The sequence below is a fragment of the Glycomyces arizonensis DSM 44726 genome, assembly GCF_000482705.1.
GTDB lineage: Bacteria > Actinomycetota > Actinomycetes > Mycobacteriales > Micromonosporaceae > Glycomyces > Glycomyces arizonensis.
In genome coordinates this window covers 342,227-362,310 of record NZ_AXWO01000002.1, presented here as the reverse complement: position 1 = coordinate 362,310, position 20,084 = coordinate 342,227, and the positions used below count along the sequence as shown (strand labels likewise).

Annotated in this window: 24 protein-coding genes and 1 pseudogene; 7 read left to right on the top strand and 18 right to left on the bottom strand. The window is 71.0% G+C overall.

Annotated elements, in window-relative coordinates; translation table 11 throughout:
• Nucleotides 1-18: 18 nt before the first annotated feature.
• On the bottom strand, nucleotides 19-1,824 hold the full coding sequence (locus H613_RS0104445) for an HSP90 family protein (protein ID WP_211234697.1): 1,806 nt from the start codon (nucleotides 1,822-1,824) through the stop codon (nucleotides 19-21).
• A gap of 189 nt (nucleotides 1,825-2,013) precedes the next feature.
• On the opposite strand from H613_RS0104445, the gene H613_RS0104440 reads away from it, so the two are divergent.
• Nucleotides 2,014-3,306, top strand: coding sequence for a hypothetical protein (locus H613_RS0104440; RefSeq protein ID WP_156925815.1), 1,293 nt, complete (start codon nucleotides 2,014-2,016; stop codon nucleotides 3,304-3,306).
• 91 nt (nucleotides 3,307-3,397) lie between these two features.
• Here H613_RS0104440 and H613_RS0104435 read toward each other — a convergent pair whose 3' ends face one another.
• The 9 genes from H613_RS0104435 to H613_RS0104395 all read right to left on the bottom strand — a co-directional run bounded on the left by H613_RS0104435 (nucleotide 3,398) and on the right by H613_RS0104395 (nucleotide 10,119).
• Nucleotides 3,398-4,168: a hypothetical protein gene (locus H613_RS0104435; RefSeq protein WP_026922860.1), complete on the bottom strand. Its 771-nt coding sequence runs from the start codon at nucleotides 4,166-4,168 to the stop codon at nucleotides 3,398-3,400.
• Nucleotides 4,165-4,524 (bottom strand): hypothetical protein, encoded by a 360-nt coding sequence (locus H613_RS0104430; protein ID WP_026922859.1) that lies wholly within the window; start codon nucleotides 4,522-4,524, stop codon nucleotides 4,165-4,167. Before H613_RS0104430 ends, H613_RS0104435 begins: the two co-directional genes overlap by 4 nt.
• Nucleotides 4,525-4,534: 10 nt before the next feature.
• The gene (locus tag H613_RS0104425) at nucleotides 4,535-4,918 is read right to left on the bottom strand and encodes a transcriptional repressor (RefSeq protein ID WP_035736200.1); all 384 of its coding nucleotides are present in this window, start codon (nucleotides 4,916-4,918) and stop codon (nucleotides 4,535-4,537) included.
• A 210-nt stretch (nucleotides 4,919-5,128) separates the two neighbouring features.
• Entirely contained in the window at nucleotides 5,129-5,443 is a 315-nt protein-coding gene (locus tag H613_RS0104420; RefSeq protein ID WP_026922857.1) for an ArsR/SmtB family transcription factor, read from the bottom strand.
• Between the two features lie 63 nt (nucleotides 5,444-5,506).
• A complete protein-coding gene (locus H613_RS24345) occupies nucleotides 5,507-6,418 on the bottom strand; it encodes a metal ABC transporter permease (protein WP_051392946.1) in 912 nt (303 codons plus the stop codon).
• 49 nt (nucleotides 6,419-6,467) lie between these two features.
• Nucleotides 6,468-7,229 (bottom strand): metal ABC transporter ATP-binding protein, encoded by a 762-nt coding sequence (locus H613_RS0104410; protein WP_035735992.1) that lies wholly within the window; start codon nucleotides 7,227-7,229, stop codon nucleotides 6,468-6,470.
• 14 nt (nucleotides 7,230-7,243) lie between these two features.
• Nucleotides 7,244-8,215, bottom strand: coding sequence for a metal ABC transporter substrate-binding protein (locus H613_RS0104405; RefSeq protein WP_342673006.1), 972 nt, complete (start codon nucleotides 8,213-8,215; stop codon nucleotides 7,244-7,246).
• Between the two features lie 198 nt (nucleotides 8,216-8,413).
• On the bottom strand, nucleotides 8,414-9,115 hold the full coding sequence (locus H613_RS0104400; protein ID WP_026922855.1) for a TIGR03943 family putative permease subunit: 702 nt from the start codon (nucleotides 9,113-9,115) through the stop codon (nucleotides 8,414-8,416).
• Nucleotides 9,112-10,119 carry a permease gene (locus H613_RS0104395; protein ID WP_026922854.1) on the bottom strand — a complete coding sequence of 336 codons (1,008 nt, stop codon included), beginning with the start codon at nucleotides 10,117-10,119 and terminating at the stop codon, nucleotides 9,112-9,114. Before H613_RS0104395 ends, H613_RS0104400 begins: the two co-directional genes overlap by 4 nt.
• Before the next feature lie 80 nt (nucleotides 10,120-10,199).
• On the opposite strand from H613_RS0104395, the gene H613_RS24340 reads away from it, so the two are divergent.
• Nucleotides 10,200-11,144 (top strand): ion transporter, encoded by a 945-nt coding sequence (locus H613_RS24340; protein WP_169731946.1) that lies wholly within the window; start codon nucleotides 10,200-10,202, stop codon nucleotides 11,142-11,144.
• A gap of 81 nt (nucleotides 11,145-11,225) precedes the next feature.
• On the opposite strand, the gene H613_RS0104385 is transcribed toward H613_RS24340, so the two are convergent.
• The gene (locus H613_RS0104385; protein ID WP_026922853.1) at nucleotides 11,226-12,008 is read right to left on the bottom strand and encodes an isoprenyl transferase; all 783 of its coding nucleotides are present in this window, start codon (nucleotides 12,006-12,008) and stop codon (nucleotides 11,226-11,228) included.
• A 160-nt stretch (nucleotides 12,009-12,168) separates the two neighbouring features.
• Here H613_RS0104385 and H613_RS0104380 point away from each other — a divergent pair, with 160 nt between their 5' ends.
• Both H613_RS0104380 and H613_RS0104375 read left to right on the top strand, forming a co-directional pair.
• Entirely contained in the window at nucleotides 12,169-12,399 is a 231-nt protein-coding gene (locus H613_RS0104380; protein ID WP_026922852.1) for a hypothetical protein, read from the top strand.
• On the top strand, nucleotides 12,396-12,791 hold the full coding sequence (locus H613_RS0104375; protein ID WP_026922851.1) for a type II toxin-antitoxin system VapC family toxin: 396 nt from the start codon (nucleotides 12,396-12,398) through the stop codon (nucleotides 12,789-12,791). Before H613_RS0104380 ends, H613_RS0104375 begins: the two co-directional genes overlap by 4 nt.
• Before the next feature lie 40 nt (nucleotides 12,792-12,831).
• Here H613_RS0104375 and recO read toward each other — a convergent pair whose 3' ends face one another.
• Nucleotides 12,832-13,578 (bottom strand): DNA repair protein RecO, encoded by a 747-nt coding sequence (gene recO / locus H613_RS0104370; RefSeq protein WP_026922850.1) that lies wholly within the window; start codon nucleotides 13,576-13,578, stop codon nucleotides 12,832-12,834.
• Nucleotides 13,579-13,676: 98 nt separating this feature from the next.
• Here recO and H613_RS0104365 point away from each other — a divergent pair, with 98 nt between their 5' ends.
• On the top strand, nucleotides 13,677-14,324 hold the full coding sequence (locus H613_RS0104365) for an MOSC domain-containing protein (protein ID WP_026922849.1): 648 nt from the start codon (nucleotides 13,677-13,679) through the stop codon (nucleotides 14,322-14,324).
• Nucleotides 14,325-14,362: 38 nt separating this feature from the next.
• On the opposite strand, the gene H613_RS31940 is transcribed toward H613_RS0104365, so the two are convergent.
• The 4 genes and pseudogenes from H613_RS31940 to H613_RS0104350 all read right to left on the bottom strand — a co-directional run bounded on the left by H613_RS31940 (nucleotide 14,363) and on the right by H613_RS0104350 (nucleotide 16,393).
• Nucleotides 14,363-14,746 (bottom strand): type II toxin-antitoxin system VapC family toxin, encoded by a 384-nt coding sequence (locus tag H613_RS31940; protein WP_051392929.1) that lies wholly within the window; start codon nucleotides 14,744-14,746, stop codon nucleotides 14,363-14,365.
• A gap of 220 nt (nucleotides 14,747-14,966) precedes the next feature.
• Nucleotides 14,967-15,080, bottom strand: a pseudogene (locus H613_RS32765) (type II toxin-antitoxin system Phd/YefM family antitoxin); the annotation flags it as partial.
• Nucleotides 15,081-15,135: 55 nt separating this feature from the next.
• On the bottom strand, nucleotides 15,136-15,603 hold the full coding sequence (locus H613_RS0104355) for a hypothetical protein (RefSeq protein WP_026922847.1): 468 nt from the start codon (nucleotides 15,601-15,603) through the stop codon (nucleotides 15,136-15,138).
• Between the two features lie 85 nt (nucleotides 15,604-15,688).
• A complete protein-coding gene (locus H613_RS0104350) occupies nucleotides 15,689-16,393 on the bottom strand; it encodes an endonuclease V (protein WP_026922846.1) in 705 nt (234 codons plus the stop codon).
• Nucleotides 16,394-16,515: 122 nt separating this feature from the next.
• Between H613_RS0104350 and H613_RS0104345 the strand changes: the two genes are divergently transcribed.
• Entirely contained in the window at nucleotides 16,516-17,553 is a 1,038-nt protein-coding gene (locus tag H613_RS0104345) for an NAD-dependent epimerase/dehydratase family protein (RefSeq protein ID WP_035735988.1), read from the top strand.
• 59 nt (nucleotides 17,554-17,612) lie between these two features.
• Here the strand turns inward: H613_RS0104345 and H613_RS0104340 are convergent, their stop codons facing one another.
• Nucleotides 17,613-18,341: an MFS transporter gene (locus H613_RS0104340; protein ID WP_026922844.1), complete on the bottom strand. Its 729-nt coding sequence runs from the start codon at nucleotides 18,339-18,341 to the stop codon at nucleotides 17,613-17,615.
• Nucleotides 18,342-18,500: 159 nt separating this feature from the next.
• On the opposite strand from H613_RS0104340, the gene H613_RS0104335 reads away from it, so the two are divergent.
• The gene (locus H613_RS0104335; RefSeq protein WP_026922843.1) at nucleotides 18,501-18,899 is read left to right on the top strand and encodes a hypothetical protein; all 399 of its coding nucleotides are present in this window, start codon (nucleotides 18,501-18,503) and stop codon (nucleotides 18,897-18,899) included.
• Between the two features lie 12 nt (nucleotides 18,900-18,911).
• Here the strand turns inward: H613_RS0104335 and H613_RS0104330 are convergent, their stop codons facing one another.
• Complete coding sequence (locus H613_RS0104330; RefSeq protein WP_051392928.1) at nucleotides 18,912-20,066, bottom strand: uroporphyrinogen-III synthase; 1,155 nt, start codon at nucleotides 20,064-20,066, stop codon at nucleotides 18,912-18,914.
• Between the last annotated feature and the right edge of the window lie 18 nt (nucleotides 20,067-20,084).

The window sequence follows — 20,084 nt, the reverse complement described above, 5'->3', positions numbered from 1 at the left end:
GGGCTCGCGTTCAGGCCTCTACTCCTTCGTAACATGCTCGAGCAGGTTCATGAACGAGCGGTTGAGCAGCGCGGTGTCGGCCGCGCGCAGCGGGCGGTGGCTCATCAGGAGCGCCTGCCCGTAGAGCGATTCGACCGCCGTCCCGGCCAGTTCGGGGTCGCCGATGGCGCTGACGCGGCGGACGGTGGGGTTGCGGTGGTTGAGGACGAGCTGGGCGCGCGGGGCGTGCTGCTTGATGGAGGCGAGGATGCCGCCCCACAGGTCGTCGGCCTCGGCCTCGGCCTCGGCCCTCTGGCGTTCGCGGCGGGCCTCCCTGTCGTCGAGCAGGAGCGCGGGCACGGAGACGGGGTTGAACTCGCGGACCACGACGTCGACGTCGACCGCGTCGAGGTGGGCGCGGGCGGCGCCCAGGAAGGCCTGGAGGGACAGCTCGGTCTCGACCGGGAGCGCGTCGAGGGTCGCGGAGATGACGCCGGGCTGGAGGGACTCGACCTTGACCTGCGGGTCGAGGCGCGGGAGCGCCTGGACGAGCTCGGCGTCGTAGGTGTAGCCGCCGTTGACCACGCCGATGCCCTGGGCGGCGGCGATCTGGGCGACCTGGCGGTACTCGTCGACGGTGGCGGCGAGGTAGACCGGCCGGTGGGCGCGGGCGAAGTCGACGAGGTTCGCGCGGCCGTCGGTGGTCTCGAAGCGCAGCCACGGGAGCATGGCCTCCAGCAGGTCGGGGTCGTGGCGGGCGAGCGCCTTGACGCCGAGTTCGTGGACGGCGAGGAAGGCCTCCAGGCGCGCCGGGTCGGCCGAGGCGAGGCGGGCGAGCCAGTCGCGGATCTGGGCGCCGACGGCGTCGCGGGCGACGGCGAGGGCCTCGTCGTCGTAGAGGGACTCGCGGCTGGCGGTGGGGCGCAGCGCGTCGGTGTCGACGACGCAGCGGACGAAGAAGGCCCATTCGGGGACGAGGTTGTCGGCGGTGTCGGTCAGGAGCATCCGCTTGAGGTGGACGCGGTGGGCCGGGCGCGCGGACGGGGAGGTCGCGTGCGGCAGGACGAACGCGGCGCCTTTGATGCCCGCCAGGGGGACGTCGAGGTCGATGATGTCGAGCGGGGCGAAGCCGAGCGTCGCCTCGCAGTAGGCGTTGAGCGCGAGGCGGCGGGCCGTCGCGGTGGGCCAGGTGCGTTCCCACAGCGGCGGCGTGTCGGTGACTCGCACGGTCCGGCCGCCGCCTTCGACGGTGATGTCGACCGGCAGGAGCGAGCCGTATTCGCGGGCGAGCTCGGCGACCTTGCCGGGTTCGAGCCAGGCCTCGCCGGGCCGGGCGGTCAGTTCGACGACGGTGCCGGCCTCGGGCCCTTCGGCGGCGGGCAGTTCGGTGACGGTGTAGGAGCCGTCGTCGCGCGCCGACCAGCGCACGGCGGCGGCGCCGCGTTCGCGGGCCGAGCGGGAGGTGACGGTGATGACCGAGGCGACGGTGAAGCACGCGAGGAGGCCGATGCCGAACTGGCCGAGGAAGTCCCGGCGGGCCCCCTCGATCTCCTCGTCGCGTTTGGACGATCCGCCGATGGTGGCGAGCAGCTTGTGGACCTCGGCGACGGTCAGCCCCACGCCGGGGTCGGTGATCGTCAGGCGCTGCCCGTCGGTGGCGATGCGGACGGAGCCGGGGGCGTCGGGCTCGAAGGCTCGGCGCGCCGTGATGGCGTCGACGGCGTTCTGGAGGAGCTCTCGGACATACACTCTCGGAGACGAGTACAGGTGGTGGGACAGCAGGTCCACCAGGCCCCGCAGATCCACTTGGAACGTGTGGGAGGAGGTGGGCGTTATGTCAGACACGGTGCGTCCTGCTTCGCTCGGAGGTCTCTCGGCGTGAGTCAGACTAGCAAACGCGCGCACCACCGCCCGGTTGTCGACATCCGCTAGCCTGGGCATGCCGAACAGCCCGTACGCATAAGGAAACAGGGGCGAATCCGCGCCCGTGGAAGCCACGCATCGCGAGCGATCCATACACGCAAGGACACAAGTATGACGTTCCCACCCCAGCAGCCCCCGCCGCCCAACGGATACCGGCCGGGTTCTCCGCCGCCTCCGGCGATGGGCCCCGGCGGCGCCTACGGTCCGGCGGGGCAGCCGGGTTCACCGCCGCCCCAGACGATGGGGCCCGGCGGCGCCTACGGTCCGGCCGGCGGTCCGGCGGGGCAGCCGGTCCCCGGCCAGATGCCGCCGCCTTCGATGACGATGAGCAAGCCCGGCACGATCACCGGGATCCAGGCGATCCTGTGGATCTTCCTCGCGATCGGCGCGGTCGGCGACGTCTTCACGATCATCAACATGATCGACCTCTTCCAGCCGCTGATGCTGATCCCACTGGCGTACGCGCTGTACACGACGATCCAGTCGGTGCTGACGCCCGTCCACATCGCGCGCGGCAAGCGCTGGGCGTGGATCTGGAACCTGGTGTCGGCCATCCTCGGGCTGCTCTTCGCGTGCGTGGGCATCGTCTTCGGGATCATCTTCATCGACACGACGGTGATACCGCTGCTGTTCGGGCTCGTGTTCGCCGCGCTCGACGGCACACTGCTGGGGCTGCTGTGCTCCAAGTCGGCGCGGCAGTGGATCCTCATGCACCGCATACAGCGGGGCGAGGTGCAGGTGGCGGGCATGCCGGGGGCCATGGGCGGCATGCAGGGCGCGGTGGGCGCCCCGCAGCCGGAGCGCCCGGCGACCAGGCCCGGCGCCGCGACCTTCGCCGTCATCGTCGTGTGGCTGTTCGCGGCGCTGTGCGCGTGGGGCGCGTGGACGCTCATCGACCGGGCGATGGACATGGACGCCAGATACGAGTTCATGTCGCTGCCGGGGGCGTTCCTCGACCACCGGAACCTCTGGTGGGTGGGCATCCCGACCGTCATGCACGTGGTACTGCTGATCTGCGCCGTCATCTGCGCGCCCGGGTTGATGAAGGGCGCCGCCGGGGCCCGGATCTTCGGTGTCGTCTGGTCGATCGGCGCGGTCCTCATGGCGGGGTTCCTGCTCGTGCTCGTGTTCCTCGATTACCGCGACAACAGCGAATTCCTCCTGCCGTGGGCGCCGAACCCCTATCCGATGATGTTCGCCCGCCAAGGGGCCCTCCAGGTCTTGGCGATCGCCATCCTCGTGCTCATGCTGGTGCCGGGCGTCAAGAAGTGGACGCCGCGCAAGCCTCCGATGGCGATTGTCATGACCGTTCCCATGGGGCAGCCGGGCATGGGCACGCAGGCGCCGCAGGGTTACGCGCCGCAGCAGCCGCAGCAGGGCTATCCGCAGCAGCCGCAGTATTAGTAAGGAACGATTGGCGCCGCGCTCATCGCAAGGGGTGGGCGCGGTTTCGGCCGTCGTGGACTCGCGACCGCGCGAACCGCGGCACCGATCGCTATCCGTCGGTGAGGTCCCAGCCGCAGATGCTGGTGTCGACGGACTCGGTGCTCTGCTCGATGAGGATGCGGAGCTCCATAGTCGACCCGTCGGCGAGCTCGACCGGCACGTACGCCCCGCTCATCCCGTCGCGGGCATGCTGGACCTCGGCGCCGTCGGACGCCCAGGAGTCCCATTCCTCGATGTAGTCCTCGACCGGCTGCTCCTGCAACTTGGGGCACAGCAGTTCGTGGGCGTCGTCCCACTGCTCGTTGGCGACGTCGTACATGAAGGTCTGGGCCGTGTCCTCCACCTTCTCCAGGTAGGACTCGGTCAGGGTGTTGAGCGAGAGGGACAGCGCGACCACCACGGCGATGACGATGAGCAGGCCGCCGCCGATGCCGACCGACAGCTTGGCGGCGAGCCTGCCGCCGTTGCGCTCGGCGGGCGGGGCCGCGAACGGCACCGCGATGCCCTCCAGCGTCGAGCGGTGCTCGGGCTGCGAGGGCGGCGGCGGGTCCTGGCTCGTCGTGGTGGGCGGCAGCGCCAGCGTCTCCTCGGTGCGGGGCGGCTCGGTGGGCGGCCGCTCCTCGCGCGGCGGCTCGGGGGCGTCCGGTTCGCCGCGATCGGGCTCGGCCGCGCCTTCGAGGATCGGCGCGGCCCCCGGGTCGGGGGCGACCTGGATCGGGGCGGCGGGGTGGACGGGCACCGGCTCGACGACCGGTTCGGGCCCGCGCGGCTCGGGCTGCGGCACGTCCTCGGCCGGGGGGCGGTCGGGGCGGTCGCTCATCGCGAGGCCTCCTGTCGGGCGGTCTGGGGGTCGTCGGACCGGTCCGAGCCGGTCCGGGCCGGCTCGCCGCCGGGCGCGCACTCGGCGAACACCTCGAAGCCCGAGGCCTCCGGCAGGGCGCGCGACAGCAGCGGGGTGGACATCTTCACCTGGTAGCTCGACAGCGCGCGGCGGTAGGCGCCGATGCCGATCCACTCGGTCCACAGCATCCAGGTCGCGTCCTCGTCGACGGCGTGGCCGAGGCCGCCGCGGACATACCCGTCGCACGACGCCAGCGCCGCCAGTGCGGCCTCGGCGTCGCGGGAGAAGTCTTCCGTTTCGCTTTGGTCGACGGCGAAACGATACAGAACCAGCATCGCTCTAAGCCTACTTCGAGCATGTCGCGCACAGGCCGTGGAGTTCGAGCGTGTGTCCGACGTCGGTGAAGCCGTGCTCGGAGGCGACCTTGTTGGCCCAGCGCTCCACGGTCGGACCGGCGACCTCGACGGTCCTGCCGCAGCTGCGGCACACCAGGTGGTGGTGGTGTTCCTCGGCCGAGCACAGCCGGTACAGGTGGTCGCCGCCGGGCAGGCGCATGACGTCGACGACGTCGGCGTCGGCGAACGCCTGGAGGGTGCGGTAGACGGTGGTCAGCCCGATCTTGGACCCGGCGTCGCGCAGGATCGCGTGGAGGTCCTGGGCGCTGCGGAAGGCGTCGTCGGCTTCGAGCAGCTCGAGGATCGCGGTCCGCTGCTTGGTGGACCGCGCCATGTTCTCGGCCGGCGGCTTGGCTGCCACTGCGATTCCCTCCCGTGAGTGATTGACGGCGTCGGCCCGGGGCCGGCGCAGGACTCCCAAGTTACCGCTCCTCCCGGGCACGGTCGGCGGTGCCGGTCCGGAACGGATCCGGGGCTCCCGAATCACCGTTCGCTCCGGACGTGGTCGACCACACCGGTGCGGAGCGGAGCCGGGGCTTCCGGATCACCGCTCCTCCCGGGCGTGGTTGACCGCGTCCGTGACGATGTGGGCGATGTGGTCGTCGATAAGACTGTACGAGATCTCCCTGCCCGATCGGGTCCCGCGCACGATGCCCGCCCCTCGCAGGACCCGCAGGTGCTGGGAGACCAGCGGCTGGGTGACGCCGAGGACCTCCACGATCCGGTGCACGTACTTCGGCCCCTCGGCCAGCTCCATCACGATCGCGATGCGCAGCGGCGCGGCGAGCGCGCGCAGCAGCTCGCCCGCCTGCTCGTAGTCGGCGGGCGTGGACTCGGTGAGCTCGGTTTCAGTGCGCACCCCGCAAAAATATCGCGTCCCCAGTGGTCGGGGCGGTCCAGGTGTCGTCTCCCCCACGCCGCGTCATCCCTTCGGCGTCGCCTGCGGGCCGCCCGAGGCCTCGGTTCGCGGCAGCTCGACTTCGAGCGGCTCGCCTTCGGGCGGCAGGTGCCCCCGCCTGGTGCGGCGGAGGCCGCGCGCGAGCGAGGCGACGGCGGCGGTGGCGACGAAGCAGGCCACGCCGATGAGCACGATCGTGGCTCCGGGCGGGACGTCCTGGACGGCCGAGGCGAGGATGCCGGCCCCGGCGATGAGGAACCCGGCGGCCATGCCGCCGTACATGGTGGCGCGGAACGAGCGCGTGAACTGCTGGACGGTGACCACGGGGATGACGAGCAGGGCGCTGACCAGGAGCAGGCCGACCGCGCGCATCGAGACGGAGACGACGACGGCGGTGGTCATGAGCAGCAGCAGGTTGAGCCCGGCGACGGGGAGCCCGGCGACGCGGGCGTACTGCTCGTCGGTGGCGACGGCCGACATCCACGGCCTGAGCACCAGCATGAGCAGCGCGACGGCGGCGCCGCCGACCGCGATGGTCCAGACCTCGTCCCACCCGGCGGTGAGCAGGGAGCCGAACAGGTACTGCTGGAGGTTGGCGACGCCCTTGTCGGAGGCGATGCCGGTGAGGTAGACGCCCCCGGCGATGCCGCCGTAGAACATCATGGCCAGCGCGACGTCCCCGGAGGTCTTGGAGTGGCTGCGCAGCAGCTCCATGGCGATCGAGGCGACGACGGTGGTGGCGAGGGTCGTCCACATGGGCGATCCGCCGGTGAGGAAGCCGATGGCGACACCGGTCAGCGCGATGTGGCCGAGCCCGTCGCCGATGAGCGCGAGGCGCTTCTGCACGAGGAAGACGCCGACGGCGGGCGCGCACAGGCCGACGACGAGCGCGCTGATGAGGGCGCGCTGCATGAACTCGTAGCTGAAGATCGACATGTCCAGGCTCATCTGCTGCCCCAAGGATCGAGGACGGGCTTGTGGGGGCTCACTTGCCGCCCCAGAGGTCGTCGGTGCTCTCGCCGTTGGAGTGCGGATGCGCGTGCTGGTGGCGGGGGTCGGCGTGCTCGCCTACCGGGCGCGGGGGCGCGCCGTCGTGGACGAGGCGGCCGTCGGCGAGGACGACGGCGCGGTCGAGCCGGTGGGTGAGCGGGCCGAGCTCGTGGGTGACGAGCAGGACCGCGCACCCGGCGTCGATGCGGTCGGCGACGACCGCGGCGAGCGCGGCCTGGGTCTGGGCGTCGACGCCGACGGTGGGCTCGTCCATGATGAGCACGTCGGGCTCGGTGGCGAGGGCGCGGGCGATGAGGACGCGCTGCTGCTGGCCGCCGGAGAGGGTGTCAACTGCGCAGTGGGCGTGGTCGGCGAGGCCGACTTCGTCGAGGCTCTGGGCGACGGCGTCGCGGTCGCCTCGGCGCTGCGGCAGGCCGAGGAGGCGGTGGCCGAGGCGTCCTTGGGCGACGACCTCGGCGGCGGTGGCGGGGACGCCGGAGGCGGCGCCGGTGCGCTGGGGGACGTAGCCGATGCGCTTCCAGTCGCGGAAGCGGCGCTGCGGGACGCCGAACAGCTCGATCGCTCCGGAGGCGAGGGGCACCAGGCCGACGACGGCCTTGATGAGCGTGGACTTGCCTGAGCCGTTGGCGCCCATGACGGCGACGGCCTCGCCTGGTTCGACGGCGAGGTCGACGCCGCGGACGACGGCGCGGCCGCCGTAGGAGACGGTCGCGCCGCGGGTTGCTATGACGGGCATTGGTTCATTCTCGCTCAGGACGAGCCGAGCGCCACCCGCAGCGCTGCGAGGTTGTCGCGCATGACGCTGAAGTAGTCGGCGTCGGCGTCGTCTTCGGTCAGGCCTTCGATGGGGTTGAGGACGGCGGTCTGGACGCCGGTCTCGTCGGCGAGGGTCTGGGCGATGTCGGGCGAGACGAGGGTCTCGAAGAAGATCGTGGTGACCTGGTGGGTCTCGACGAATTCGGCGATCTCGGCCATGCGCTGGGTGTCGGGCTCCTGGTCGGGGCTCACGCCGGAGATGGCGATCTGGTGGAGCCCGTAGCGGTCGGCGAGGTAGCCGAAGGCGGCGTGGGAGGTGACGATGTCGTCGGAGGTGCGGTCCGCGAGCCCCTCGGTGAACTCGGCGTCGAGCTCGGTGAGCGCGGTGGTGAAGTCCTCGGCTCCGGCGGCGTAGGCGTCGGCGCCCGCCTCGTCGATGTCGGCGAGGCCGTCGGCGATGGCCTCGCCGACGGTGGCGTAGCGGAGGGGGTCGAGCCAGACGTGGGGGTCGGTGCCCTCGGTCGTGTGCTCGTGGTCGTGGTGCTCGCCCTCGGCGTGGTCCTCTTCGGCGTGCCCTTCCTCGGCGTGGTCGTGGTCTTCGAGGTTCTCGGTGTCCTCGCTGTAGTCGAGGAGGTCCACGGCGGAGCCGATTTCGAGGGCCTTGTCGGCGGCGTACTCGCTGACGGCCTGGTCGAATTCGGGCATGAAGCCTTCGAGGTAGACGATGTAGTCGGCCTCTTCGATGGCGGCGATGTCGCTGGGGGCGAGTTCGAGGTCGTGGGGCTCTTGTCCGGCGGGGGTCAGGTTGGTGACGGTGACGCCGTCGCCGCCGACCTGTTCGGCGGCGAAGGCCAGGGGGTAGAAGGCCGCGACGACGTCGAGGCCGTCTCCGGAGGAGGCGGTGTCGTCGCCGCAGGCGGCGAGGGTGGCCGCGGCGAGCAGCCCGGCTGCGGGCACTGTGAGCATTGTTCGGCGCATAGCGGAAACCTTGCCCAGAGATGACAATCATTGTCAACATCTAATGTGTGGGGGTTGCCAGTGCTCGCGGCGCTCACCAGGGCAGACGTCGGCGGCTGGACTGGGCGCGAGCGGCGCGCATGACCGGTATCACTGAAATTGATTACCAACAGCATCGATCGCGACGGTTGGCTCCGCTGCCGGGCGTCACTGATACTCGTGCTCAGGGGCCGCGATCGGCGTTGTGGATTCCACCTCGATGTACGGGATGAGCTCCCCGTTGATCGCGTCGCGGCCCTGCCGCGGCGAGTAGGCGCCGACGACCTCCACCCACTGGTCGGGCTCCAGGTCTTCCGAAAGGTCGCCATCGAGACCGATCTTGACCGGCCGGGCGTCGGCGGCGCAGCAGGAGACGACCATGCGGGCCAGCAGCGGCTCGCCGTCGCCGTAGAGGATGAATCCGCTCAGCTCGACGCGGTGGCCTTCGAGGGTGCGGCCGTCGTCGAAGATCGCGCGGGCGGCGTAGTCGAGCAGCGCCAGCGGGACGGGGTCGGCGTCGTCGGGCAGCTCGGGGTAGGCCGAGCGGTGCTCCTCGGCGCTGACGGCGGTGCCGCTGTGCTCGGCGTCGTAGGAGCCGAGCGCGCCGGGGGCCACCAGGAGCATCCCGGCGACCGGCGCGAGCAGCAGCCAGGCGACCTGGGGCTCACGATGGCCGTGGTCGGCCTCGGGACGCTCGCGCCACAGGTCCCGGACCGTCACCGCGGCGACGGCGAGCAGGGCGAGACCGGCCGGGACGATCAGCCAGAACGCGGAGGGCTTGACGTAGTCGAGGTAGTCGCCGGTGAAGGCCAGGCGGAGCAGGCCGCCGCCGAGCAGGAGCAGGACCACCGCTTGGGCGTCGCGTCTCACAGCAGCACCATCCCGGTGGCGGCGGCCGCGGCGAGGGCCGCGGCGAACACGGCGGGCGCGAACCTGGCGGCGAAGCCGCGCCCGAAGGTCGCCGCGTGCATCGCCGCGAGCTTGACGTCGATGAACGGGCCGACGACCATGAACGCCAGCTTCGCGGTCGGCGAGAACTGGGTGAGCGAGGCGGCCACGAACGCGTCGGCCTCCGAGCACATCGAGACCAGGACCGCCAGGACGGCGAGCGCGAGCACGCCGAGGACCGGGTGCTCGGCGAGCGGCGTCAGCCAGGCCTCGGGGATCAGCGTGTTCAGCGTCGCCGCGATCGCCGCCCCGATGACGAGGTAGCCGCCCGCGTGGAAGAAGTCGTGGCGCACGCCCGACCAGAACGCCGGCCACGGGCCGGCGTCGTGGTGGCGGTGGGCGGGCAGTCGCAGCCACTCGGTCCTGCCGAGCCTGACCCACAGCCAGCCGATGGCGACCGCCGCGCCGAGCGAGGCGGCGAGGCGGGCCCCGACCATCTCGGGCTGTCCGGGGAAGGCGGCGAAGGTGGAGACGACCACGATCGGGTTGACCGCCGGGGAGGCGAGCATGAACGTCAGGGCCGCGGCGGGGGCCACGCCGCGTCGCACGAGGGCCCCGGCGACGGGCACCGAGGCGCATTCGCAGCCGGGCAGGACCGCGCCGCAGACGCCCGCGACCGGCACGGCCACGGCGGTGCGGCGCGGGAGGACGCGGTGGAAGAACCCGGCGGGGACGAACGCCGCGATCGCCGAGGAGAGCACGACGCCCAGCGTCAGGAACGGGATCGCCTGGACCATGACGGCGACGAACCTGGCGATCCAGGCCCGCGCGGCGGGCTCGCCGAACAGCGCGGTGAGGCCGGGGCGGGCGGCGAGCCCGAAGACGAGGAGCAGTGCGAGGGCCTCGATGGAGGTCGGACGGCGGCGGGGCCGAGGGGGCGCGCTCTCGGCGCTGCGCTCGGCGACGTCTTGGCTCACACCGACCATTCTGCGGCATGGGGCGGGCCCGACCTCGCAGGCCGCGGGCGGGGCCGCGCTGGTGTGTCAGTTGTGATTACCCTGTCCCCGTGCAAGCTTCCTCCCCCAACTCGACGCCGTCGCCGCGGACCGGCGGCATGACCGTGCCGGGCGCCTGCCGCGCGGTGCTGCGCTCGGGCCGCTTCCAGCTCCTGTCGATGTCGGTGATCGTGCTCAACGGGGCGGTGCTGGGCGCGATGACGTTCGACGCGGCGAGAGCGGCGATCGGCCCGGCGCTCGAATGGATCGACCACGCCTGCCTGGTGTTCTTCACCTTCGAGGTGACGGTGGGACTGGTCTCGTTCGGTCGCAGGCCGTGGCGGTTCTTCCGCGAGGGCTGGAACGTGTTCGACTTCGCGATCGTGGCGGCCTCGTTCCTGCCGGGCCTGCGGGAGAACGTGACGATCCTGCGGCTGCTGCGGCTGGCCCGGGTGGTGCGGATCGTCAGGTCGATGCCGTCGCTGCGGATCATCCTGGTGGCCATGGGCAAGGCGCTGCCCAAGTCCGCCGGGGTGTTCGCGCTGACCGGCGTGTTCATGTACCTGTGGGCGATGATCGGCTGGATCGCCTTCGGCGCCGACGGCCGAGTCGGTCTGGAGCACTTCGATTCGGTGGGCACGACGCTGCTGGTGCTGCTCCAGGTGCTGACCTTCGACAACCTCGGGGACATCATCCGAGACGCCATGGTGCTCAACCCGTGGACGCTTCCCTATTTCATCGTCTTCCTGCTGTTCGCCGCGTTCGTGCTGATGAACGTCCTCATCGGCGTCGTGCTGGCCTCGATGGAGGAGGCGCAGCGGCTCGACGACGAGGACGGCCAGGTCTCGGCCGACACGGCGCTGCTGCTGCAGCGGATCGACAAGTTGCAGGCCGCAGTGGATGAGTTGGCGGAGCGGCGCGCCGAGGCCAGGGAGTTCACGCCGTTCAGGGACCGGCAGCGGCGCGCCGAGGAGGCATCGGAGCAGGAGGCCCATCAACAGGCCAAGGCCAACTGACGCGGCCCGGCGAGCCGGGGCATCCGACACCGGCCGACCGATTCATGGCCTCCCCGCTCGGAGCCCCGACACAACCTCCCCTCAGGCCACGGGGTTCGGCTCGGCTCCGCCGAAGCGGCGGTCGCGCCTGGCGTACATCTCGCAGGCCCGCCACAGGTGGCGCCGGTCGAAGTCGGGCCACAGGATGTCCATGTAGACCAGTTCGGCGTAGGCCGACTGCCAGAGCAGGAAGTTCGAGGTGCGCTGCTCCCCCGAGGGCCGCAGGAACAGGTCGACGTCGGGCAGGTCGGGGTTGTAGAGGTAGCGCGCGAACGTCTTCTCCGTCACCCGGTCGGGGTTGACCTTGCCGGCCTTGACGTCCCGTGCCAGCGCAGCCGCCGCGTCGGCGATCTCGGCCCGGCCGCCGTAGTTCACGCAGAACTGGAGCGTGATCTTGTCGTTGTGCTTCGACATCTCCTCGGCCACTTCGAGCTCGGCGATGACGCTCTTCCACAGCTTCGGGCGGCGCCCGGCCCAGCGGATGCGCACGCCCATCGCGTTCAGCTCGTCGCGGCGGCGGTGGATCACGTCGCGGTTGAAGCCCATGAGCCAACGCACCTCGTCGGGGCTGCGCCGCCAGTTCTCGGTGGAGAAGGCATAGGCCGACAGCGTCTCGACGCCCATCTCGATCGCGCCTTCGATGACATCGAACAGCGAGGCCTCGCCTCTGGCGTGGCCCTCGGTCCGCTTGAGGCCGCGTTCCTTGGCCCAGCGGCCGTTGCCGTCCATGACGATCGCGACGTGCCGCGGGACGAACTCGCGCGGCAGCGGGGGCGGGGTCGCACCGGACGGGTGCGGCTTGGGCGGCTCGTAGGTGCGGCTCACAGGTCCTCCATCGGTTCCGGCGGGACTCGATACTAATCGCGGCCCCACGGAGGGCGGCTCCCCTGTCCGGCACGCGTGACACGCCACGGCACACGAAATGATCGGAGCCATTTCAAATCTTTTGTATGCTCGGCGCATGCTAGAGAGCTATACTGCATCCATGAAGAACATACAGGTCAAAGAGGTACCGGACGACGTACACCGCGTCTGGCGGCAGCGGGCCGCCCTGGAAGGCATGTCCTTGCAGGAGTTCCTGCTGCGCAAGCTCATCGCTGAGGCGCGGCGGCCCACCGCCGCCGAGCTGTTCGAGCGGATCGAGCACCGCGGCGGCATCGACATGAGCGGCGAGGAAGCCGCCGAATTCATCCGAGAGGACCGCGACTCCCGATGATCGTCCTCGATTCCTCAGTTCTCGTCGAAATGCTGATCGGTGGGCACGAGCGCGCCTCCCTGCTGCGCCGCAAACTCATCGAGACTCCGGCCATGGCCCCCTACCACATCGACCTCGAGGTGTTCTCGGCGTTGCGCCGGTATGAGCGCCTCGGTCGGCTCAGCAAAGACCGCGGGGCCATGGCCGTCGTCGACCTTGGGGACTTCCCGATCGAGCGGGTGCCTCACCGGCAGTTCCGCCAACGAATCTGGGAGCTCCGCCACAACATGACCCCGTACGACGCGGTGTATGTCGCACTGGCCGAACTGTTCGATGCGCCGCTTTGGACCTTTGACAAGCGGCTGGCGAACGCCCCGGGTGCGCGCTGCGAGATAGTGGTGCCCTCGGTGTGAGTCAGCGCACCAGGGCCTGTTTGGGAACCCCGAACGGGCGCTAGTGCGGCACGTACTTGAGCGTCCGCAACGGGCGCTCGGAGTGCCATTGGAAGTGCGCGGCGATGAGTCCGGCCGCTTCGGCGCGCTCCCGGCCGTCGGCGCCGACCGCGTGGCTCCAGTCGCCGACCTCCAGCGCGCGCATGAGCTCGATCGACGAGGGCGCGGGCGCCGACGCGCCGCCGGGGCGGCAGTCGCGGCACACCGCGCCGCCCGCGGCGACGGCGAACGCCCGGTGGTCGCCGTCCTTCCCGCAGCTGGCGCATTCGTTCAGCGACGGCGCCCAGCCGGCGCTCTTCATGCCGCGCAGCAGGTAGGAGTCCATGATCAGCACGGCGGGCAGGTCGGTCTCGGCCAGGGCGCGGAACGCGCCGAGCGTCAGCTGGAAGACCTCCAGGTCGGCCTGGTGGTCTTCGGGCACGAGCCGCTCGGCGGCCTCGGCGATGACGCACGCGGCGGTGTAGGAGGCCCAGTCGGCGCTGATCGCGCCGCCGGAGAGGTGCATGCCGACGGCCTGGGTGACAGTGTGGAGCTCGCCGCGGCCCTCGATGAGCTGGAGGTCGACGTGCCCGAAGGGGGCGAGTCGGGCGCCGAACTTCGAGGAGGTGCGCCGCAGGCCCTTGGCGACGGCGCGGAAGCGGCCGTGGCGGCGGCCCAGGAGCGAGACGATCGAGTCGGCCTCGCCGAGTTTGAAGGTGCGCAGCACCACCGCGTCGTCGCGAAAGAGCTTCCTGGTACTGACCCCCACGCCGTAACTCTAACCGGCCCCACCGACCGTCCGCCGCGGCCGCGTGCGCGCCGAAATCGGATTGAAGCATTTGCCTCGCGCTCGCTATGCTCCCGCCCATGCGCATCCTCTCCGTCAACGTCGGCAAGCCTCGGGACAACCCGTGGAAGGACGACGCCGAGTTCACGGGCATCGACAAGCGGCCGGTCGCCGGGCCGGTCGCGGTGACCGCGCCGGGCCCGAAGGGCGACGGCAGCGTGGGGCTGGCCGGGGACCGCGTCGGCGATGTGCAGAACCACGGCGGCACCGAGCAGGCGGTGTACGCCTATTCGCGCGAGGACTACGGCCACTTCGAGGCGCTGCTCGGCTATGACCTGCGGGCCGGGATGTTCGGCGAGAACCTCACCGTCGAGGGCCATGACCTGAGCGAGGCGAGGATCGGCGAGCGCTGGAGCGGCGATGGCGGCCTGCTCTTGGAGGTCACGTGCCCGCGGATCCCATGCAACACGTTCCGCGGCTGGATGGCCGTGCGAGGCTGGTTGAAGACGTTCACGCGGGAGGCCAGGCCCGGCGCGTATCTGAGCGTGGTCGAGCCTGGGACGGTGGAGCAGGGCGGCGAGCTGGACGTGGTCGAGCGCCCGGACCACGACGTGACGGTCGCGATGTTCTTCAAGGCGGCCATGGGCGAGCGGGACCTGATCCCGAGAGTGCTGGAGGCCCCGTCCCTGGCCCCCGCGGATGCGGCCTTCCTCCGCTCCCGCGGATAACGAACGGCCCCGGCTCGGGAGCCAGGGCCGCCATGGAATCAGTTCATTCCGGGGGACGCCGTCGGGAGGCCCTGCTCCTCGGCGATCTTGAGCATGCGCCGGTCGTAACTGACCAGGACGGTCAGGTAATCAGCGATGCTGAGCGCCGTCGCGACGTGGATCGCGTCAAGGGTGCGGATGTTTCCGGGAATCTGCGCGGCGAGGTCTCTGATCTCCTCTGACAAAGTGAGTTCACCGTAGAAGGACTCGAGTTCCTCCATCAGTCTCGGGTACTGGCCGTGCTGAAGCGCGCCGCGCACCGTCTCCGTGAACCCGATGGTGCTCGTCCCGATCGGGACATTGGGATGCGACTCGATGAACTCGAGCAGTTCGTCGACCGGATCGCGCTCGACCACGAGCGAGATCAGAGCGCTCGAATCCATGTAAATCACGTTCGGGCTCCTCGCCGGCGATCTCTCGGAGGCGGGCGTCGCGCTCGGCGCCATCGTCCCGCATATCGAGGATCGTCTGGATCGGGCTGCCCTCGTGGTCGGTCTTGTGCCTCCGGATGCTGCGGATATCACTCGAGGTGAATCGCGTCAGGCGGAGCCGTCCTTCGGAGACGAGCTTCGCGTACTTCCCCATCGGTCCCGCCGCGGGCGTCACGATCGCGATCGGCTCGCCGCGTTTCGTCACTGTCATCGATTCGCCTCTTTCCGCCAACGCGAAGAACGCGCTCGGGTTACGTGAGAATTCACGTACTGTCACTTCACTCATGCTTTCCACCTCCCCAGTTCGAATCATGTACGTACAAGATCGTACCACATCGTTGTCAACGATCGACTTCAAGGGGTGATGATTCCGGTTCGCGCTTTCGGAAGTGGCGGTTGGCGCTCGGGGTGAACATCAGGGCGGTCGCCGCGAGGACCGCCGCTATGTGGGTCAGGCGGACCGCCAGGAAGGCTCCGCTGAGGTCGCCGTCGGAGCCGAAGGCCTGCGTGAAGCTCTCGCCTCCGGCCATCGCCGCCGCCGCGGACACGACCATCGAGGCCAGGCCGATCACCGACAGCAGGATCACGAGGCTGGTGCGGGCCCAGCGGCGCCCCTGGGAGAAGGCGAGGATCAGCAGCGCCGCCCCGGTGTAGACGAGGGCGCGCAGCCCGATGTTGGCCCAGACCCCGGCCTCCAGGGCGCCGTCGATCGCGATCTCGGTGACGGCCAGGCTCGTCTCGGTGACGCCCGCGGCCACCGCGACCGCCCACAGCAGTGCCGACCACTTGACAGTTGCGGATTCGTTCATGCCCTCAACGCTATGGTTGGGGCCCAAGCGGAACCATCCTGCGAGCGTCCGTCTTCGAAGTAGTGCAGGCACTACCCCGGCCGCGTCACCGCTCGGAGGCGGCCGCGAGTCTGCGGCGGCCGAGGTGGTCGGCCGCCCGGATCGGCTCGGGAAGGCGGTAGTCGGGGGCCAGTTCGAGGACGAGCTCGCGCGCGGTGTCCAATGTGCACCGGTGCCCCACCGAGACGTAGACCGGTTTGACCTCCTCGCGGGTCCGCAGCGCGCAGCCGATGACCTCCTCGCCGCCGTGGATCGGGCTCCAGTCGCCGCGCCTGGGCCCCGGCGGCGCCACCGAGACGTGCGGCGGGTTCTTCGCCACGCCGATCGAGGGCACGTCGAGGACCACGCCGAGGTGGCAGGCCAGGCCGAAGCGCCTGGGGTGGGCGAGCCCGTAGCCGTCGCAGACGAAGACGTCCGGGGCGACGCTCAGGGCCTCGACCGCCCGCAGCAGCATCGGCAGCTCGCGGAACGCCAGCAGGCCGGGGACGTACGGGAAGTCGGACCGGCCGCGCACCACCGACTGGTCGAGCACCTCCAGGTCGCCGCGGCGCAGCACGACCGCGGTCGCCACCACGTCGTCGCTGTTCTTGTCGTAGGCGATGTCGAGGCCCGCGACGGTCTCGACGGCGCCTGCTTGGTCGGCGACGACGACGCAGCTCGCCAGCTCCGCCTGCATCGACACGGCCTCGGCCTCGTCGGCCGGCGGGCGGGCATACCGCTGGACGGGATCGTGGGGTTCGTCAGCACTCACCAGGCAAGCCTAACGAAACACGGATGCGCACGTGAGACGCGCCTTCTGGGCGGCGCTGTCCCGGTCTTCCGCTCTCGGTGAACGCCCTTGCGCTCCATCGGAGCCGCGACGATCATCAGGGGATGACCGATCAGCAGCGCGTGCTCGTCCTCGGCGGCACCGTCTACCTGTCCAAGGAGATCGCCGCTCAGGCCGTCGCGCGCGGCCATGATGTCACCGTCGCCGCGCGCGGGGAGAGCGGCGAGCCTCCCGAGGGCGTGGAATTCGTCCGCATCGACCGCGGCGACGATGAGGGGGTGGAGCCGCTGCGCGGCCGGTCCTTCGACGCCGTCGTCGACGTCGCCCGCATCCCGGCGCAGGTCAGGCGGGTGCTCGACGTCCTGGGCGACTCGGCGGGCCACTGGACGTTCGTCTCTTCGATCTCGGTGTACGCCGACCACTCGCGCACCGACTCCGAGGTGCTGGAGCCGACCGATGCGGACAACGAGGACCCCGACATCGAGCTCTACGGCCGCAACAAGGTCGCCTGCGAGGACCTGGTGCGCGAGCGGCTTGGCGGCAAGGCGTTCATCCCGCGGCCGGGGCTCATCGTCGGCGCCGGGGACAATGTCGACCGCCTCGGCTACTGGCCGCTGCGGATCGCCGAGGGCGGCGAGGTGCTGGCCCCCGGCAGGCCCGAGCGGCTCGTCCAGTGGATCGACGTCGAGGACCTCGCGTCCTGGATCCTGGACGCCGCCGAGCGGGGCACGAGCGGCACGTACAACGCCATCGGGGAGCCGATCGGCATGGGGTCGTTCCTCGACGGGATCGCCGATGCGTTGATCGGCATCGGCGCCGCCGAACGCCCCGATTTCACGTGGGTGCCGCAGGAGTTCCTTCTCGAACACGGCGTCATGCCGTGGGCCGGGCCGGAGTCGCTCGGCTTCTGGCTGCCCGAGCCGGACTACGACGGGATGATCGCCCACGATCCGGGCCCGGCCGTCGGCGCGGGGCTCGCCCCGTCGCCGCTGGGGACCACGGTCGAGCGCTGGTGGCGGGCCAACGCCGCGGCGCCGCGGTTGCAGGCGGGGCTGTCGCGCGAGAAGGAGGGCGCGGTGCTCGGCGCCTGGCACGACCGCGAGCGGGGCTTCGACGTGCCGGACGAGCTTCCCGAGGCTTGAGCGCTGCTGGAGCATGCGACGGCGGCCCCGCCGCCGGGCGGGGCCGCCGTCTGCTCGGCTTACTGGCCCGGGTAGGGCGGTTGACCCGGGTTCGGGGGTCCCTGGTCGTGGGGCGGCTGGCCGGGGTTCGGCGGCTGCTGCCCGTACGGGGGCTGCTCCATGTAGAACTGCTGCTCCGGCTCGTCCTTGCGGAAGAACTCGTTCGAGGCCGGCACGGCCAGCAGGATGATGACGGCGAGCGACCCGACGATGAACAGCAGCAGCGAGATCCACTCCAGTGCGGTCACCCATGTGGGGGTGGCGTCCTCGATCGCCTTGGTGAGCTCGTCGTTGTACTCCTCGCCGTTGACCGTGTAGGTCGCGGTGCTGCCGCCGACCTGGTTGATCACGCCGCCGAGCCCGCAGCAGGCGAGCGCGATGCCCGCCAGGATCCAGCTGAGGATCCGCGCGGGCCGCTTGCCGGCGTTGTCGAGGAGGCCGAGCACGATGTAGAAGATCGCGAAGACGATGTAGACGGCGGCGACGGCGACGAAGATGACCGAGACGAGCGTGGCGATGTCGTCGGAGGTGACGCCCGCGTCGGCGAACGCCGGGTCCGACGCCACCTGGTCTTCGACGGCGTCCTTGACCGTGCCCTGCACCGAGAACGAGCCGATCGCGGTGGCGATGAGGGCGAGCGCGGTGAGGTACATGGTCCACACCGCGATCGTGACCGACATCGGCCGCTGCTTCGGCCCTTGCGGCGGCATCGGGTGCTGCGGGTACTGCGGCGGCGGTACGTAGGCCATGGCGCTCTCCGTTTTCGTTGTCTGACTGGCACCATCGTACGAATTCCAGGCGGCCCGCGCCACCGGTTGCCGCGGTAGAAGGCGATCGGAGCCGCTTCCGCGGCGGCCGGGGGCGCTCACTACGCTGGGCCAGATCACCGGTCACGGAGGCGAGATCCCATGGCGCTCCAGAAGAACCGCGGCATGCGGCTGCGCGGCATACCGGGGCCGATCCTGGCCGTGATCGCGATCCTGTGGATCTCGGCGGCCGTCGGACTGGTCGACTCGGGGCGGGAGTGGGCCGACTACACGCACCGCGGCGACTACGACCCGATCACCGGGCTCCTGCTGATCTCGTTGATCTTCGCCGACATCGTCAACGCGGTGCTCGGGTTCGCCATCCAGCTGCATCGGCGCCGGGCGCGCTCGTACGCCATCATGCTGAGCCTGGTCCGTGCCGCGGCGGCCGCGATCGCCGTGGTCACCGGCGACATGGCGGCGGCCGTCCTGATCGCGGTCTACCTGGTGATCGTGGTCCTCATGGTCATGCCGTCCTCGGCGGCGTGGTGCGACAGGTAGGACGCGGGCCTCTCAGGTCTCCAGGTTGAGGCGGTAGCCGCGTTTGATGACCGTCTCCACACAGGACCGCAGGTTCACCGCGTCCCGCAGGCGCGTCACGGCCATCTCGACGGCGTGGCCGTCGGCGCCTCTGGGCAAGTGGCCCAGCAGTTCGGCGCGTGAAAGGACCTTGCCGTCGGCGCTGGCGAGGGCGCGGATGACGGCCATCGGGGCGGGCGGGAGCTGGTACGGCTCGTCATCGAGCAGGACCATGTGGCCGCGCAGCTCGATCCGGTGGCCGGTGGCGAGCACGAGCCGGCGCGAGCGCTTCGGCAGCGCCGAGGCGACGGTGCGGACGAGGGAGCCGAGCCGGGCCCGCTGCGGCTGGGCGACCTCGACGCCCAGGCGCGTCAGGGGCGCGGCGGTCACCGGGCCCACCGCGACCGGGAGGACGCCGTTGTCCTCGGCCGGTGCGCGGAGCGCCTCCAGCATGTCCGCCGCCTGGTCTCCGGCGATGCGGAGCAGGGCGCCCGCGGCGGGCGCGGAAGTGAAGGTCACCGCGTCGATCCTGCGGGCGCAGACCGCGTCGACGAGGCGCTGGACGGGCGTGATGTCGGTCGGGAGCGTCCACCGGTAGACGGGGACGGGCACGGCCGCGCCGCCGCCCTCGCGCACGGTGCGCAGGAAGTCCTCGGCTGGGTCGCCGTGCAGCTGGATCGCGACCCGCTGCCCGGCGACGCCGCGTCCGGTGAGGTATTCGACGACCTCGGTCCCGGTCTCGGAGGGTGCGGTCCACTCCTCGGTGAGTCCGGCGGCGCGGACCGCGCCGAGGGCCTTGGGGCCGCGGCACAGGATCGTCGCGCCGTCCATGACGCGCAGCAGGTCCTCGCCCATGCCCCAGCCTTCGGCGGCCTCGAGCCAGCCGCGGAAGCCGATCCCGGTGGTCGCCACGATCACGTCGGGCGCTTCCCGGATGAGCTCCACGGTGGCGGCGCGCAGCGCCTCGTCGTCGGGCAGCGGCACGATCCGCAGGGTCGGCGCGACGACGGTGCGCGCGCCGCGGCGTTCCAGCAGCGCCGCGAGCTCGTCGGCGCGGCGCTGGGCGGTCACCGCGACGGTGTAGCCGGTGAGCGGCGCGAGGGTCGCTTCCGTGTCCGGTCGCAGCGGCAGGGCGGCGGCTCCGGCCATAACACGGCCGCTCGGACG

What these genes read in the sequence shown, in the direction of transcription:
- H613_RS0104440 (WP_156925815.1), top strand. Translation starts at nt 2,014, where the DNA reads ATGACGTTCCCACCCCAGCAGCCCCCGCCGCCCAACGGATACCGGCCG.
- H613_RS0104435 (WP_026922860.1), bottom strand. Translation starts at nt 4,168, where the DNA reads ATGAGCGACCGCCCCGACCGCCCCCCGGCCGAGGACGTGCCGCAGCCC.
- H613_RS0104430 (WP_026922859.1), bottom strand. Translation starts at nt 4,524, where the DNA reads ATGCTGGTTCTGTATCGTTTCGCCGTCGACCAAAGCGAAACGGAAGAC.
- H613_RS0104425 (WP_035736200.1), bottom strand. Translation starts at nt 4,918, where the DNA reads ATGGCGCGGTCCACCAAGCAGCGGACCGCGATCCTCGAGCTGCTCGAA.
- H613_RS24345 (WP_051392946.1), bottom strand. Translation starts at nt 6,418, where the DNA reads ATGTCGATCTTCAGCTACGAGTTCATGCAGCGCGCCCTCATCAGCGCG.
- H613_RS0104410 (WP_035735992.1), bottom strand. Translation starts at nt 7,229, where the DNA reads ATGCCCGTCATAGCAACCCGCGGCGCGACCGTCTCCTACGGCGGCCGC.
- H613_RS0104405 (WP_342673006.1), bottom strand. Translation starts at nt 8,215, where the DNA reads ATGCTCACAGTGCCCGCAGCCGGGCTGCTCGCCGCGGCCACCCTCGCC.
- H613_RS0104395 (WP_026922854.1), bottom strand. Translation starts at nt 10,119, where the DNA reads ATGGTCGGTGTGAGCCAAGACGTCGCCGAGCGCAGCGCCGAGAGCGCG.
- H613_RS0104380 (WP_026922852.1), top strand. Translation starts at nt 12,169, where the DNA reads ATGAAGAACATACAGGTCAAAGAGGTACCGGACGACGTACACCGCGTC.
- H613_RS0104375 (WP_026922851.1), top strand. Translation starts at nt 12,396, where the DNA reads ATGATCGTCCTCGATTCCTCAGTTCTCGTCGAAATGCTGATCGGTGGG.
- H613_RS0104365 (WP_026922849.1), top strand. Translation starts at nt 13,677, where the DNA reads ATGCGCATCCTCTCCGTCAACGTCGGCAAGCCTCGGGACAACCCGTGG.
- H613_RS31940 (WP_051392929.1), bottom strand. Translation starts at nt 14,746, where the DNA reads ATGGATTCGAGCGCTCTGATCTCGCTCGTGGTCGAGCGCGATCCGGTC.
- H613_RS0104355 (WP_026922847.1), bottom strand. Translation starts at nt 15,603, where the DNA reads ATGAACGAATCCGCAACTGTCAAGTGGTCGGCACTGCTGTGGGCGGTC.
- H613_RS0104345 (WP_035735988.1), top strand. Translation starts at nt 16,516, where the DNA reads ATGACCGATCAGCAGCGCGTGCTCGTCCTCGGCGGCACCGTCTACCTG.
- H613_RS0104340 (WP_026922844.1), bottom strand. Translation starts at nt 18,341, where the DNA reads ATGGCCTACGTACCGCCGCCGCAGTACCCGCAGCACCCGATGCCGCCG.
- H613_RS0104335 (WP_026922843.1), top strand. Translation starts at nt 18,501, where the DNA reads ATGGCGCTCCAGAAGAACCGCGGCATGCGGCTGCGCGGCATACCGGGG.
- H613_RS0104330 (WP_051392928.1), bottom strand. Translation starts at nt 20,066, where the DNA reads ATGGCCGGAGCCGCCGCCCTGCCGCTGCGACCGGACACGGAAGCGACC.